The organism is Rhodococcus sp. K11/5 (genome assembly GCF_055193735.1).
Map to the genome: position 1 here is coordinate 3,270,339 of NZ_CM143721.1, position 15,079 is coordinate 3,285,417.

The 15,079-nt window shown below is 67.8% G+C and carries 13 protein-coding genes; all 13 read right to left on the reverse strand.

The genetic code is table 11. The features are described from left to right. Window positions 1–2 precede the first annotated feature (2 nt). On the reverse strand, window positions 3–794 hold the full coding sequence (gene atpB, locus ACY466_RS15370) for a F0F1 ATP synthase subunit A (protein ID WP_463252318.1): 792 nt from the start codon (window positions 792–794) through the stop codon (window positions 3–5). A 307-nt stretch (window positions 795–1,101) separates the two neighbouring features. Continuing rightward, the gene (locus ACY466_RS15375) at window positions 1,102–1,560 is read right to left on the reverse strand and encodes a hypothetical protein (protein ID WP_463246323.1); all 459 of its coding nucleotides are present in this window, start codon (window positions 1,558–1,560) and stop codon (window positions 1,102–1,104) included. 67 nt (window positions 1,561–1,627) lie between these two features. Beyond that, on the reverse strand, window positions 1,628–2,758 hold the full coding sequence (locus ACY466_RS15380; protein ID WP_463252319.1) for a glycosyltransferase family 4 protein: 1,131 nt from the start codon (window positions 2,756–2,758) through the stop codon (window positions 1,628–1,630). Window positions 2,759–2,802: 44 nt separating this feature from the next. Continuing rightward, a complete protein-coding gene (locus ACY466_RS15385; protein WP_463246324.1) occupies window positions 2,803–3,465 on the reverse strand; it encodes an L-threonylcarbamoyladenylate synthase in 663 nt (220 codons plus the stop codon). A gap of 42 nt (window positions 3,466–3,507) precedes the next feature. Next, window positions 3,508–4,389, reverse strand: a complete 882-nt coding sequence (prmC, locus tag ACY466_RS15390) for a peptide chain release factor N(5)-glutamine methyltransferase (RefSeq protein WP_463246326.1) — start codon at window positions 4,387–4,389, stop codon at window positions 3,508–3,510. Between the two features lie 33 nt (window positions 4,390–4,422). Then, a complete protein-coding gene (gene prfA, locus ACY466_RS15395) occupies window positions 4,423–5,502 on the reverse strand; it encodes a peptide chain release factor 1 (RefSeq protein WP_463246327.1) in 1,080 nt (359 codons plus the stop codon). Between the two features lie 110 nt (window positions 5,503–5,612). Then, window positions 5,613–5,846 carry a 50S ribosomal protein L31 gene (rpmE, locus tag ACY466_RS15400; RefSeq protein WP_463246329.1) on the reverse strand — a complete coding sequence of 78 codons (234 nt, stop codon included), beginning with the start codon at window positions 5,844–5,846 and terminating at the stop codon, window positions 5,613–5,615. Window positions 5,847–6,008: 162 nt separating this feature from the next. Beyond that, the gene (gene rho, locus ACY466_RS15405; RefSeq protein ID WP_463252320.1) at window positions 6,009–8,171 is read right to left on the reverse strand and encodes a transcription termination factor Rho; all 2,163 of its coding nucleotides are present in this window, start codon (window positions 8,169–8,171) and stop codon (window positions 6,009–6,011) included. A 423-nt stretch (window positions 8,172–8,594) separates the two neighbouring features. Continuing rightward, window positions 8,595–9,527 carry a homoserine kinase gene (gene thrB, locus ACY466_RS15410; RefSeq protein ID WP_463246331.1) on the reverse strand — a complete coding sequence of 311 codons (933 nt, stop codon included), beginning with the start codon at window positions 9,525–9,527 and terminating at the stop codon, window positions 8,595–8,597. A gap of 17 nt (window positions 9,528–9,544) precedes the next feature. Beyond that, window positions 9,545–10,636: a threonine synthase gene (gene thrC, locus ACY466_RS15415; RefSeq protein WP_463246332.1), complete on the reverse strand. Its 1,092-nt coding sequence runs from the start codon at window positions 10,634–10,636 to the stop codon at window positions 9,545–9,547. Beyond that, the gene (locus ACY466_RS15420) at window positions 10,633–11,973 is read right to left on the reverse strand and encodes a homoserine dehydrogenase (RefSeq protein WP_463246334.1); all 1,341 of its coding nucleotides are present in this window, start codon (window positions 11,971–11,973) and stop codon (window positions 10,633–10,635) included. The genes thrC and ACY466_RS15420 overlap by 4 nt, the downstream gene beginning before the upstream one ends. Next, window positions 11,970–13,388 carry a diaminopimelate decarboxylase gene (lysA, locus tag ACY466_RS15425; RefSeq protein ID WP_463246336.1) on the reverse strand — a complete coding sequence of 473 codons (1,419 nt, stop codon included), beginning with the start codon at window positions 13,386–13,388 and terminating at the stop codon, window positions 11,970–11,972. The genes ACY466_RS15420 and lysA overlap by 4 nt, the downstream gene beginning before the upstream one ends. Next, complete coding sequence (argS, locus tag ACY466_RS15430; RefSeq protein WP_463246338.1) at window positions 13,385–15,037, reverse strand: arginine--tRNA ligase; 1,653 nt, start codon at window positions 15,035–15,037, stop codon at window positions 13,385–13,387. The genes lysA and argS overlap by 4 nt, the downstream gene beginning before the upstream one ends. Between the last annotated feature and the right edge of the window lie 42 nt (window positions 15,038–15,079).

The window sequence follows — 15,079 nt, forward strand, 5'->3', positions numbered from 1 at the left end:
GTCTAGTGCGAATCCGCGTGCAGCGACGTGTCGATGTACACCGACGTCAGCAGCGCGAACACGTAGGCCTGGAGGAAGATCACCAGGATCTCGAAGAAGGTGAACGCGACGGCCGCAGCCACCGACGCCACACCGAACACGGCCGTGAAATTACCGGCTTCGAAGAAGAAGTACCACGCCGATCCGAAGAACAGCACCAGCAGAATGTGGCCGGCGAGCATGTTGGCCATCAAACGGACCATCAACGTGAACGGGCGAAGAACGAACGTCGAAATGAATTCGATCGGGATCAGAAGAACGTGCAACGCCTTCGGAACGTCCGGCACCACGATGCTGCTCTTGAAGTACTTGAAGAAGCCGTACTTCTTGATGCCGACGTACAGGAAGGTGAAGTACGCGAACAGCGCCAGCACCATCGGCATGGCGATACGGCCGTTGGACGAGATGTTCATGAACGGCAGGATCGCCGAGAAGTTGGTCGCCAGCACGATGAAGAAGATCGTGGCGATGACGGGCAGGAAACGACGTCCCTGCTCCTTACCGAGAATTTCCTCGGCGATGTTGATCCGCACGAAATCGATCGCGAACTCGGCCACGTTCTGGACGCCGCGCGGCACGAGCTTCGGCGACCGCAGCGCGAGAACGAAGAAGAGGAGAAGGGCCGCGCACATGATCAGCCTGAGCATGATCAGACGGTCGATCTCGAACGGCGTTCCGCCGAACAGAATTGCCGGCGGGTTGAAGTCGGACAGCGTGGGCGGGGTGTAGCCCTGGGCCGTGAATATGACGCTCAGCGGTCTCTCCCGTGGTCGGGCCGCGGCTCTTCGCGAGCTGCGGTTCGATCTGACTATGGCGGTTCGATCTGGCGTTGGCGATCTGCTGGCTGAGAACGCAGACCCGCGAGCACGTCAGCGACACCCCCTGGGGGATCACTTCCGACCTCGGCACTTCGGTCGAGCCGGAGGCTGCGCGCGGCAGTCCCCGAGCGAGACACGATGGTCGCGGCCGATCGAGGACTGCGACTTCCGTGTCACCTGGACCACAGCATAACAAGACATCTACGACGCTGTGTAGACGGGGGCCTCCACGCATCGTTGCAGGTCAGTGTGGGTCGGAGGGCTTTTCGTCGACGTAGAGCATCTTGCTTTTGAGGATCCCCCAGACCTCCGCACCCAGCACCAGGACCAGCGCTCCCACCGTCACCACCGCGAAGGTCGTCCGGTCGTAGAACGTCTGCGAACCGAGCAGACCGAGGACGATCAGCGCGACCGCCATCTTGACCAACCAGCTCCCGAGCACCACCACCATCGCGGTGGTCGGCGGCAGCTTGGCGGACGCCAGGACGGTCACCCCGGTGATGAGGACGAAGCCACCGCCCACGGCGGCGCCGAGGAGAGCTCCCCACACACCCGGCAGTCCGGCGGCCAGTCCACCGACGAGAACGCCCGCCGCAGCGAGGGCGAGGACACCGAACGAGCCGTACCGCACGGCCCGGCGCAGGGCTTCGGTGGCATCGGGCAGGGGTTCCGGGACGAAGTGTTCGGATTCCGAAGATGTCACGATGCTCGACCCTAACGGACTCCGGCGAAACGGACTCCCGCTCCCCCGCGCGCACCGAGACCGCACATCAGCCGTCCTGTCCGCGAGGACGACCGCGGGTGCTTCGATTCGTGTCGAGCGCCGGGACTGCCGTCACGACCAGGGCGAACACCAGACCGCCCGCCACCAGGAGAACCACGAGCCGACGATCGATCAGGGATGCGCCCACCACCCCGAACGCCAGCACGCCGACCCACAGATAGATGAGCAGCACGACGCGTCGATGGGAGTGGCCGATCTGGAGCAACCGATGGTGCAGGTGCATCTTGTCGGGACTGAACGGACTGCGCCCGGCGCGGGTTCGACGGACGACGGCCAGAAGAAGATCGAGCATCGGAATCAGCATCACGGCACCCACCAGGAGCAGGGGTGTGAGCAGACCCAGGAGGTCACGAGAGCCGTAGGCACTGATGCTGATTCGGCCCGACGCACTGGTCGAGATCGCGGCCAGCATGAGACCGATGACCATGGACCCGGAGTCGCCCATGAAGATCCGTGCGGGTTGGAAGTTGTGCGGCAGGAAACCGAGGCACGCACCGGCCAGCGCCGCCGCGATCATGGCGGGCGGATATGCGCTGACGTCGCCGCCCTGCTCGTTGAGCAGGCCGACCGAGAAGATGCAGATGGCCACGGCGGCGATGAAGCCCAACCCGGCGGCGAGACCGTCGAGTCCGTCGATGAAGTTCATCGCGTTCACCATGACGACCGTGATCAGCACCGTGACCAGGCCCGCCTGCAGTTGGTCGAGGATGACCGTCTGGCCACCGGTCCCGTTGTCCCCGCCCCATGGCAGGAACAGCAGGAACCAGCTGACCCCCATCAACACCAGTACGCCGGCCGCGGTCACCTGACCGGCGAACTTGGTGAGCGCGTCGAGTCCCCACCGGTCGTCGATCACCCCGACGAGCATGATGATGAATCCGGCCACGAGCGCAGCCTGGACGTCGGTGGTGAACTCGAAGCCCCTGGTCAGAGCGGGTAGATTCTGTGCGAAGAGCAGCGCGATCAGCAGACCGAAGTAGATGCCGACGCCGCCGAGGCGCGGGGTCGGGGTGACGTGGACGTCGCGCTCGCGCGGCACGGCCACCGCGCCGAACTTCAGGGCGGCGAGCCGGATCGCTCCCGTCAGCAGAAATGTCACCACCGCCGCGGTGAGCATCACCAGGAGCAGTTCCCGAATGGGAACTCCCGCTCCGCCGTCGGTCACGCGCTTCCGGCGACCAGGGTGTCGGCGCCGACGCCGAGTACCTCGGCGACGGCCGAGGTGGACACGGCACCCTCGCGCAGGATGCGGGGAGAGTCTCCCGTCAGGTCGACGATCGTCGAGGCGAGTGCGTGCTCCGCCGGTCCGCCGTCGAGGTAGACCGTGGCCGACTCGGCGAGCTGCTCCCGCGCGTCCGCCGCCGTCACCGCGGGCGGCCGACCCGAGACGTTCGCACTCGAGACGGCGAGTGGACCGACCTCGCGCAGGAGTTCCAGAGCGACGGGGTGCAGCGGCATCCGGAGCATCACCGTCCCCCGAGCGTCACCGAGATCCCAGGACAACGACGGCGCCTGGTGCACGACCAGGGACAGTGCACCCGGCCAGAACGCCTGGATCAGGTCACGCGCGGCTTGGCGGACGCCGAGGACCAGTCCGTCGATGGTCGTCCAGGAGCCCACCAGCACCGGAACGGGCATGTCGCGACCGCGCCCCTTGGCGCGCAGCAGATCCGACACCGCGCCGCTGTCGAACGCGTCGGCGGCCACTCCGTAGACGGTGTCGGTGGGCATCACCACGAGGCGACCGGACGACAGGGCCCGCCGCGCAGCATCGAGGCCGGCGGCGCGGGACGCGGGTTCGGAGCAGTCGTAGACGGTGGACACCCGGCCCATCTTGCCACCGCGGCTCGCGCGCGCCTCGCGCAGCTAGGTCCGGCGCGTCACCCGTCGAGCCACCACGAACCGCGGGCGCTCGGCGAGATCGAGGTGCTGAGAGACGTCCGCGAAAACCGCCCGGTCGGTGAACGCCTTCACCACCCGGTCTCCGTGCGAATCATCGTGCTCCACACCGACTCCCCCGCCGACGCGGAGCCATCGGGCGATGTTGCCGATCATCGGCTCGATCACGGACAGACCGTCCGGACCCGCGAAGAGCGCGACGTGCGGATCGTGGTCCGCCACCTCGGGTTCGAGCTGCGCACCGTCGGGAACGTACGGCGGATTGGTCACAACGAGGTCGACACCGGAATCGAGCGAACCGAGCAGTGTTCGGTCCGTCGCATCTCCGTGGTGCAGGGTGATCGCCGTATCTCCGCGCGAGGCCTGCAGATCCGCGTTGCGGCGGGCCCAGGCCAGGGCGTGCGGATCTTTCTCCACGGCGTGGACCACCGCGTCGGGCCGGGCGTGGGCGATGGCGAGCGCGAGCGCCCCGGTCCCGGTGCACAGATCGAGCACGACGGGTGGCCGGGTGTCGACGGTCTCCAGAAAGGCCAGGGCCCAGGCGAAGAGAAGTTCGGTCTCGGGCCGCGGGACGAAGACACCGGGCCCGACCTCGACGTCGATGTCGCCCATCGACGACGTTCCGGTGATGTGCTGCAACGGAATTCGCTGCGCACGCTGGGCGACGGTCGCGCGGTAGGCGTCGGCCATCTCGGGGTCGACGAGCGGGGTCAGTCCCAACCGTCCGCGCGGAACGGACAGCAGATGCGCGGCGAGCAACTCGGCATCGACCCGAGGACTCGGTACACCGGCCTCCGCCAGGATCTTGGTCGCCTCGACGATCTCCAGGCGAAGCGGGACTCGACTCACCGGTACAGCTTCGCACGCGTCGACGACGGTCGATCACTCCGCTTGCAGGCGCGCCTGACGGTCGGCGACGCCCAGAGCGTCGAGCAGGGCGTCCATGTCCCCGTCGAGAACGGCGTCGAGATTGTGGGCCTTGAACCCGATGCGGTGATCGGCGATCCGGTTCTCCGGGAAGTTGTACGTGCGGATGCGCTCGGATCGATCCACCGTGCGAACCTGACTCGCGCGACCGGCGGCGGCTTCGGCATCGGCCGCCTCGTCGGCCGCGGCCTGCAGGCGCGCGGCGAGAACCTGCATCGCGCGTGCCTTGTTCTGCAGCTGCGAGCGTTCGTTCTGGCACGTCACGACGATCCCCGTGGGGAGGTGGGTCAACCGGACGGCGGAGTCGGTGGTGTTGACGCCCTGACCACCCTTGCCCGAGGAGCGATACACGTCGACCCGGAGGTCGGTCTCGTCGATCTGCACGGCTTCGACCTCGTCGGGCTCCGGGTACACCAGGACTCCGGCCGCGGAGGTGTGCACGCGCCCCTGGGACTCCGTGACCGGAACCCGCTGCACGCGGTGCACGCCGCCCTCGAACTTGAAGCGCGACCAGACGCCGTCGGCGCTGTCGGACTTCGACTTGATGGACAGCGTGGCCTCTTTGTAGCCCCCGAGGTCCGACACCGTCGCGTCGAGAATGTCGACGCGCCACCCGTGCCGCTCGGCGTACCGGACGTACATGCGCGCCAGGTCGGAGGCGAACAGTGCCGACTCCTCGCCGCCCTCGCCCGACTTCACTTCCATCACGATGTCGTCACCGTCGTGGGGATCACGCGGCGCCAACAGATCCGTCAGGGTCTTGTCGAGTTCGTCGACGGTGGCCTCGAGCGCAGGGATTTCGGCCGCGAAACTCGCGTCGTCCGCGGCGAGTTCCCGCGCGGCCTCGAGATCGTCCCGCGCGGCGGACAGCCGAGCGTGCACGCTCATGATCGGGGCGAGCTGGGCGAATCGCTTACCGGCCCGGCGCGCGGCCGCAGGGTCGTCGTGCAGCGACGGGTCCGACAGGTCCCGTTCCAACCCGGCGTGCTCGGCCAGGATGTCGTCGATGGCCGACGGAGAAGTGGAGCCGGCCATGGGTTCCTCCCGGAATCGAGCGGTGGGTGGCCGCGCGTCGGCGCGGCCGGAGACAGAAAAAAGCCGACGCCCGTCCCGACGTGGAGTCGGGACGGGCGTCGGCGAACGAGCTAGCTGTCGGCGTCGGCCTTGGCGCCGGCGCGCTTGCCGTAGCGAGCCTCGAAGCGAGCAACGCGGCCGCCGGTGTCGAGGATCTTCTGCTTGCCCGTGTAGAACGGGTGGCACTGCGAGCAGACCTCGACGTTGATGCGCTCGGCCGAATTGGTGCTACGGGTCTCGAAAGTATGTCCGCAACCGCACACGACGGTGGTCGTGGTGTAGTCGGGGTGGATGCCAGCCTTCATGATGTTCCTTACCGTTTCTGTTCGTGGTCGCCGGGTCGCCTCGCCTGTCGAGACGTGAACCGGAACCGGACTCGGCTGTTCAGTATGCCAGAGCGCCGATGGCTCGGACTAATCGTTCAACCCACCGACCCCGCCGGTTGTTCCGGGCGGGGTCGGCGCGTGTCAGTTGCCCGAACCCGGAGCCGTCTTCGAGACCTCCATGAGGAACTCGACGTTGTTCTTGCTCTTCTTCAACCGGTCGACCAGCAGGTCGATGGCCTGGTGCGAATCCAGTCCCGAGAGCACGCGGCGAAGCTTGTGCACGATGGCGGCCTCGTCCGGGCTCAGAAGCAGTTCGTCGTGACGCGTGCTCGACGGGTTGATGTCCACCGCGGGGAACACCCGACGCTCGGCGATCTTGCGATCGAGCTTGAGTTCGGCGTTACCGGTTCCCTTGAACTCCTCGAAGATCACGGTGTCACCGGTGGAACCGGTCTCGACCATGGCCGTCGCGATGATCGTCAGGGAGCCGCCGTGCTCGATGTTGCGGGCCGCACCGAGGAAGCGCTTGGGCGGGTACAGCGCGGTGGAGTCGACGCCACCGGACAGGATGCGTCCCGACGCCGGCGAACTGTTGTTGTACGCCCGACCGAGGCGGGTGATCGAGTCCAGCAGAACCACGACGTCGCGCCCGTCCTCGACGAGACGCTTCGCTCGCTCGATGGCGAGTTCCGCCACCGAGGTGTGATCGCCCGGCGGCCGGTCGAACGTCGACGCGATCACCTCACCCTTGACGCTGCGCTGCATGTCCGTCACTTCCTCGGGACGCTCGTCCACGAGGATGACCATGAGGTAGCACTCCGGGTTGTTGACCGCGATCGCGTTGGCGATCGACTGCAACACGCTGGTCTTACCGGCCTTGGGCGGGCTCACGATCAACGCGCGCTGTCCCTTGCCGATAGGCATCACCAGGTCGATGATGCGCGTCGTGAGGATGTCCGGCGTGGTCTCGAGACGCAGTCGCTGATTGGGGTAGAGCGGGGTGAGCTTGTTGAACTCCGGACGCCGTCGCGACGGGTCCGGCGCGACACCGTTGACGGTGTCCAGCCGCACGAGCGGGTTGAACTTCTGCCGCGAGTTGTTCTGCTCGCCCTCGCGGGCCACCCGAACCGCACCGGTCAGGGCGTCACCGCGACGCAGACCGTTGCGGCGGACCATGTTCATGGAGACGTAGACGTCGTTCGGCCCCGCCAGGTAACCGGAGGTCCGGACGAACGCGTAGTTGTCGAGAACGTCCAGGATTCCGGCGACCGGCTGCAGGACGTCGTCGTCGCGCAATTCGGGCTCGCGCTGATCGCGGTCCTGCCCGCCACCCGAGCCGGAACCGTCGCGATCCCGTCCACGGCGACGTTCCCGGAAGCGACGCCCCCGTCGGCCGCGACCGTCGCCGTCCTCGTCGTCGCGAGGACCGTTGTTGCGGTCCTCACGAGGACCGTTGTTGCGATCGTTCTGATCGTTGCGATCGTTGTTGTTGCGATCGTTGCGATCGTTGTTGTTGCGATCGTTGCGATCGTTGTTGTTGCGATCGTTGTTGTTGCGATCGTTGCGATCGTTGTTGTTGCGATCGTTGCGGTTACGACCCTGCCGGTCGCCGTCGCCCTGGTTGCGATCACCCTGGTTGCGATCACCCTGGTTGCGATCGCCCTGGTTGCGGTCGCCCTGGTTGCGATCACCCTGGTTGCGATCACCCTGGTTGCGATCACCCTGGTTGCGGTCGCCCTGGTTGCGGTTGCCGCGCTCGCGACGGGGGCGGTCTCCGCCCTGACGGTCGTTCTGACCGTCGTTGTCGTCACCGGACGCGTCGTCGGACGTCGGCGAGGGGGCGTTCGAATCCATTCCGCGCTCGGTGGTCTGCGTGTCGTCGGAACCGTCGGACGACGACTCCGCGGCTCCCGCGCGGCGCGACGCTCCACGCCGGCTGCGAGTGCGACGCGGTCCGTCGGATCCCTCGTTCTGGTCGTTCTCGCCCGAGGCCGGAGCGTTGTCGGAGGCATCGGTGCGAGACGCATCGGCCTTCGGCGAGTCGCTGGACGGAGCCGTCGCGCGCGGGGTCTCGGTCTGCGGGGTCTCGGTCTGTCGAGCCTCGGTGGGTGCGCTCTCGGTGGGTGCGTTCTCGGATACACGCGCAGCGGAGCGGCTGCGGCCCTTGACGGGGGCGTCGGCGCCACCGGCCGGCGGTGCGACCTGCTTCGACTCGATGGCCGACACCAGGTCGCCCTTGCGCATCCCGGAAACACCCTTGATGCCGAGCTCGGAGGCGAGCCCGCGAAGTTCGGTGAGCACCATCCCGGAGAGTCCGGCACCGCGACGCGATGCGCGCGGTGCACGTGATGCCGTCTCGGGGTCGGTGGCCGGAGCAGCAGTCATGTCCGTATCGGTCACGGAGGTCCTTTCCTTCCCTCGCGCGCCAGGTGCGCAGATCGAGGGTTCGTCCCGTAGCTCGAATCACGTATCGAGCTCGGATGTCACGCACTTCGCGTCGGGCGGAAGAACGGAAGCTGACCCAGGAGGTGAACACTCCCCGACCGACGGTCTCGAAGTGGTGACTTCGGATGACCGAGCCGAGTCTGGCGATGTTGCCGGGAATGGACGCCCTGGAAAGATCGGCGCTTGCAGCGCACGACGTACGGACTGCAGACCACAATAGCCGCGATGAGCGGAGCGAGCAAGAATGTCGCGGACCGCGGCGCGCCCGCCCGACGAGGGGCGTCAGTCGACGACGACGCCCTGCGCGATCTCGAGTTCGCGCACCGTCATACCGTCGTCCTCGGCCTGATCCACCAACTCGCGCGAGAGCGACGACGTGCCGAGCACGAGGACCGTGGGCCCGGCCCCGGACACGGTCGCAGCGTGTCCGTGACGACGCAACGTCGCGATCCACTCGGTGGTCGACGGCAGAGCGGAGGCTCGGTACGGCTGGTGCAATCGATCCTCGGTGGCGCGGAGCAGCAAGTCCGGCCGGGTGCTCAACGCGACCACGGCGAGCGCCGCTCGGCTGACGTTGAACGCGGCGTCGCGGTGCGGAACGAGATCCGGTAGCAGACCACGTGTGTGCGCGGTGGAGGAGCGCACCGACGGGATCAGCACCGTGGCACCGATGTCGGGATGAACATCGACTCGGGCGGCGGCGTAGGAGCGCGGACCCTCCGGCGGTCCGGATTCCAGACTCCACGACACGACGGCGCCACCGAGGACACTCGCGGACGCGTTGTCCGGGTGCCCCTCGAACTCCGATGCCAACTGCACCATCTGATCGACCGACAGTGCGAGCGACGGATCGACGGACGCCGCCAGTTTGTTCGCGGCCGCCAGACCGCCCACCACCGCCGAGGCCGACGAGCCGAGACCTCGCGAGTGCGGGATGCGGTTGCGGCAGCGCACGGACAGGCCGTCGGCCCAGACACCCGCGGACTCGAGTCCGCGTTCGATGGCTCTCACGACGAGATGCGAAGGGCCCCAGGGAACATCGTGGGCACCCTCACCCTCGACGTCGATGTCCAGACCGGACGCGGCAACCGTCACCTCGATCTCGTCGTGCAGACCGAGGGCGAGGCCGAGCGAGTCGAACCCGGGGCCGAGATTGGCACTCGAGGCCGGAACGAGCGCACGGGCGCGGGCGCCGGTCGGCAGAGTCTGCGTCACAGCAACCTTCACCACCGTCAGGCCAGCTCGAGCGCCGACGCCACGGCCACCGGATCGACCGGGATCGGTTGCACTGCAGGCATTCCGAGGAGAGCGGTGTCGGTGTCCTTGAGGCCGTTGCCGGTCACGGTGCACACGACGGTGGACCCCTTCTCGAGCCACCCCTCCCGGTGTGCGGCCAGCAGACCGGCGATGCTCGCCGCGGACGCCGGCTCGACGAAGATGCCCTCGGTCGAGGCGAGGAGGCGGTAGGCCTCGAGGATGTCCTCGTCCGTGGCGGCACGGAAGGCGCCACCGGACTCTTCCTTCGCGGTGACCGCACCGTTCCAGGACGCGGGAGAACCGATTCGGATTGCGGTGGCGATGGTCTCCGGGTTCTTGACCGGCGAACCGTTCACCAGCGGGGCCGCGCCGGCCGCCTGCACTCCGAGCATGCGCGGGAGCACGGAGGTGACACCGTCCGCGTAGTACTCGGAGTAGCCGCGCCAGTAGGCGGTGATATTGCCGGCGTTGCCCACCGGCAGAACGTGGACATCGGGTGCGCGACCGAGTGCGTCGCACACCTCGAACGCCGCCGTCTTCTGGCCGTCGATGCGCACCGGATTGACGGAGTTGACGAGACCGATGGTGGAGAACTCGGCCGTCGTCTTGCGCGCCAGCTCCAGACAGTCGTCGAAGTTCCCTTCGACCTGGACGATCTTGGCGCCGTGCATCACGGCCTGCGCGAGCTTGCCCATCGCGATCTTGCCCTGCGGAATCAACACCGCACAGGTCATGCCGGCCTTCGCGGCGTAGGCGGCGGCGGAGGCCGAGGTGTTGCCGGTCGATGCGCACAGCACCGCCCGCTGACCGCGAGCGAGGGCGTCGGTGACGGCCATGGTCATACCCCGGTCCTTGAACGAACCGGTGGGGTTGAGCCCCTCGACCTTGACGTGCACCTCGCAACCGGTGATCTCGGACAACCGGGCGGCGGGCAACAGCGGCGTACCGCCCTCGCGCAGCGTGATCGGGACCCAATCCGGTCCGATCGCCAACCGGTGCCGATACGCGGCGATCAGTCCCGGCCACGGGGTGTGGACGGCGGTGCGGTCTGTTGCGCTGGTGCTCATTCGGACGTGCCTTCCAACCGGAGAACGCTGGTCACTGCGGAAACGATGTCGAGTTCGCTCAGTGAGGCCACGGTAGCCGCCAGCGCGGAGTCCTTCGCACGGTGCGTGACCACCACGAGACGGGCGCACGCGTCCGCACCCTCCTGCCGCACGGTGGAGATGCTGACGCCGTTCTTGGCGAACTCGGCCGCCACGGCGGAGAGAACCCCGGCACGGTCCGCGACCTGCATGTTCACGTGGTACCGAGTCGGTGTGTCGCCCATCGAGGCGATGGGGAGCTTGGCGTAGGTCGACTCCCCCGGGCCACGCCCGCCGTAGAACTTGTTGCGCGCCGCCATCACCAGATCACCCATGACCGCGGACGCGGTGGGAGCACCGCCCGCGCCCTGGCCGTAGAACATGAGTCGCCCGGCCGCTTCCGCCTCGACGACCACGGCGTTGAACGCGCCGCTCACGGCAGCGAGCGGGTGCGAGAGCGGAACCAGCGCCGGGTAGACGCGAACGGAAATGCGATCGTTGCCGTCCTCGTCCGCGACCCGTTCGCACAGGGCGAGCAGCTTGACCGTGCAGTCGAACGCGCGCGCGGTCGCGATGTCCGAGGCGGTGATGCCCGAGATTCCCTCGCGGTGCACGTCCGCGGAGGTCACCCGGGTGTGGAACGCGAGCGAGGCGAGAATCGCGGCCTTCGCGGCGGCGTCGTACCCCTCGACGTCCGCCGTCGGGTCCGCTTCCGCGTATCCCAGGCGGCCGGCCTCGGCGAGGGTGTCCGAGTAATCCGCACCGGTCTCGTCCATGGCGGACAGGATGAAGTTCGTCGTGCCGTTGACGATGCCGATGACGCGATCGACGCGATCTCCCGCGAGCGACTGCATCAACGGGCGCACGACCGGGATGGCACCGGCGACCGCGGCCTCGAAGTAGAGGTCAGCGCGGTGCCGCTCGGCGGCGTCCGCGAGTTCGCCCGTGTATTCGGCGAGCAACGCCTTGTTGGCGGTGACCACGGACTTGCCCGCGTTGAGCGCGGCGAGGATCAACTCGCGAGCGGGCTCGATACCGCCGAGGACCTCGACCACCAGGTCGACGTCGTCGCGAGCGACCAGTCCCGCCACGTCGGTGGTGAGCAGCTCGGGATCGATTCCTCGATCGCGGTCGATGTCGCGCACGGCGACACCGCGAAGCACCAGCGGTGCCCCCACGCGGGCGGTCAGATCGGTCGCGTGGTCGAGCAGTATCCGCACGACCTCGCTTCCGACGTTGCCCATGCCCAGGACCGCCACACCGAGGGGCTTGTCCACCGGGCTGACGAACGATGCGTTATCGGCATCCTGAATGGTCACCGGGTTACCTCCAAGCCGATCAGGTCGTCGAACGTTTCTCGGCGAAGCACCAGTCGGGCCTCACCATCCCGTACGGCGACGACAGCCGGACGGGGAAGAAGGTTGTATCGCGAGCTCATCGAGTAGCAGTACGCGCCCGTGGCGCCGACCGCGAACAGATCGCCCGGACCGAGGTCGCTGGGCTGCCACGTGTCACGGATGACGATATCGCCGCTCTCGCAATGCTTTCCAACGATCCGCGCCAGGGTGGGTGCGGCCTCGGAGTCGCGCGAGACCAGGCGGCCGACGTACTCCGCCTGGTACAGCGAGGTCCGGATGTTGTCGCTCATTCCACCGTCCACGCTGATGTACCGACGGGTCAGGGCGGCGCCGACGGTGACGTCCTTGACGGTGCCCACCTCGTAGAGGGTGACGGTGCCCGGGCCGGCGATGGCTCGACCGGGCTCCACGGCGAGGGTGGGGGTCGCGATGCCGAAGGACGACGATTCCGTCTCGACGATCCCCCGCAGCTTCGCCGCCAGTTCGTCGATCGGCGGTGGACTGTCACCCGGCACGTAGTGGATGCCCATACCGCCACCGAGGTCGACGACGGTGATCTGCGACGTCTTCTCGGGGCCGTACTTGCCGAGGATGTCCCGGAGCAGACCCAGGACACGGTGCGCGGCCAGTTCGAATCCGTCGACCTCGAAGATCTGCGAGCCGATGTGCGAGTGCAGGCCGACGAGTCGGAGGTTGTCGGTCTCGAAGACGCGGGCGACCGCCGCCATCGCGGACCCGTCGGACAGGGAGAAGCCGAACTTCTGGTCCTCGTGCGCGGTCGCGATGAACTCGTGGGTGTGCGCCTCGACGCCCACGGTCACGCGAATCAGCACGTCCTGCACGGTGCCCGCCGCCGCCGCGACCTCGTCCAGGCGATCGATCTCGATCATGGAGTCGAGCACCACGTGGGCGACGCCGGCCGACACTCCGGCTTCGAGTTCCGCGCGCGACTTGTTGTTGCCGTGCATGGCGATTCGGTCGGCCGGGAAGCCCGCATGCAGTGCGATGGCCAGCTCTCCGCCGGAGCAGACGTCCAGCGACAGACCCTCGTCGGCCACCCATCGGGCGATCTCTCCGCAGAGAAAAGCCTTGGAGGCGTAGTGGACTCGCTCGGCGCCGCCGAAAGCGGTCGCCATCTCGCGGCATCGGGAGCGGAAATCGTCCTCGTCGATCACGAAGAGCGGTGTGCCGAACTCGGCGGCCAGGTCGGTCACCGAGACACCGGCGAGCGTGACCACACCGTCGTCGCCGCGGCGGGCACCACGCGGGAAGACCGATTCCGGAAGCGTCGTCAGCTCGGCCGTCGCGGGACGCTCGGGCGCGCCGGGGGCCGGAAGCGACTCGGCGTGCCGGGGTCCGGCGGGATGCGCGCTCACATCTGCTCCGGTGCGCCGACGCCGAGGAGAGCGAGGCCGTTCGCCAGGACCTGGCGAGTGGCGTTGCCCAGCGCGAGGCGGGCGGTGTGTACCGGCATGGGGTCCTCGTCTCCGCGGGGAAGTACTCGACACGCTCCGTAGAAGCGATGGTAGGAACCGGCCAACTCCTCGAGGTACCGCGCGATGCGGTGCGGCTCGCGCAGGGACGCCGCGCTCGCCACCACTCGGGGGAACTCGCCGATGGTGCGAATCAGATCGCCCTCGTTCTCGTGGACCAGCAGGGCGAAATCCGGATCGTCGCTCACCACGCCGAGATCGACCGCGTTGCGCGCCAGCGAACACAGCCGGGCGTGGGCGTACTGCACGTAGTAGACCGGATTGTCGTTGCTCTTGCTGGCCCACAGCGCGAGGTCGATGTCGATGGACGAGTCCACGGACGACCGCACCATCACGTAGCGGGCGGCGTCCACTCCGATCGCCTCCACCAGATCGTCGAGCGTGATCACGGTGCCGGCCCGTTTGCTCATCTTGACCGCGACACCGTCGCGGACCAGGTTGACCATCTGGCCGATGAGAACCTCGACGGTGGCGGGATCGTCACCGAACGCCGCGGCCGCCGCCTTCAGTCGGCCGATGTAGCCGTGATGATCGGCGCCCAGCATGTAGATGCACAGGTCGAATCCGCGCGAACGCTTGTCCTGGAAGTAGGCGATGTCACCGGCGATGTAGGCCGCGTTGCCGTCGCTCTTGACGACCACCCGGTCCTTGTCGTCGCCGAACTCGGTGCTGCGCAGCCACCAGGCGCCGTCCTTCTCGTACAGATTCCCCGAACCCTTCAGGGTCTCCACCGCACGCTCGACGGCACCCGATTCGAACAGCGAGTTCTCGTGGAAGTACACGTCGAAATCGGTGCCGAACTCGTGCAGGTTCGCCTTGATCTGCGTGAACATCGCGTCGACACCGAGCGCACGGAACACTTCCTGCCGTTCGGCGTCGGCCAGTTCCATCGCGTCCGGCCGGGCGGCGACCACGGCAGCGGCGATCTCCGCGATGTACTCGCCCGCGTACCCGTCCTCCGGCGCGGGCTCCCCCTTCGCCGCCGCCACGAGCGACCGCGCGAACCGGTCGATCTGCGCGCCGTGATCGTTGAAGTAGTACTCGCGGGTGACCTCGGCGCCGCGGGTGGCGAGGATGCGACCGAGAGCATCGCCGACGGCTGCCCACCGGGTTCCCCCGAGGTGCACCGGGCCGGTGGGGTTGGCCGAGACGAACTCCAGGTTGATGCGCGTGCCGGTCAGTTCGGTGGACGATCCGTACTGCTCGCCCTCGGTCCGTACCCGCTCGACGATCGCTCCCTGGGCGGACTTCGCGAGCCGGATGTTGAGAAATCCGGGCCCGGCGACCTCGACGGCGTCGACGGCGTCGACGGCAGCCAGCGACTCGGACAACCACGTCGCGAGATCACGCGGCGAGACACCGGCCTTCTTGGCCACCTGCATCGCGACGTTGGACGCGTAGTCACCGTGCTCCGGATTGCGCGGACGGTCCAGCGTCACGACGTCGGGCAACACGGCGGGATCGAGTCCGCGCTCGGAGAGCACGGTCGCCGCGGTGGCACGCAGCAGTTCGGCGAGTTCGGCGGGAGTCACGGGGTCTTATCCTATGGTCTGCACCGACACCGCCGCGTCATC

Excerpts from the sequence above, each read along its gene's own strand:
- ACY466_RS15380 (WP_463252319.1), bottom strand. The coding sequence starts at position 2,758 with ATGCTCACCGCGGCGGTGGTGACATTTCTGCTGACGGGAGCGATCCGG.
- prfA (WP_463246327.1), bottom strand. The coding sequence starts at position 5,502 with ATGGCCGGCTCCACTTCTCCGTCGGCCATCGACGACATCCTGGCCGAG.
- rpmE (WP_463246329.1), bottom strand. The coding sequence starts at position 5,846 with ATGAAGGCTGGCATCCACCCCGACTACACCACGACCACCGTCGTGTGC.
- rho (WP_463252320.1), bottom strand. The coding sequence starts at position 8,171 with ATGGTGCTCACCGAACTTCGCGGGCTCGCCTCCGAGCTCGGCATCAAG.
- thrC (WP_463246332.1), bottom strand. The coding sequence starts at position 10,636 with ATGAGCACCAGCGCAACAGACCGCACCGCCGTCCACACCCCGTGGCCG.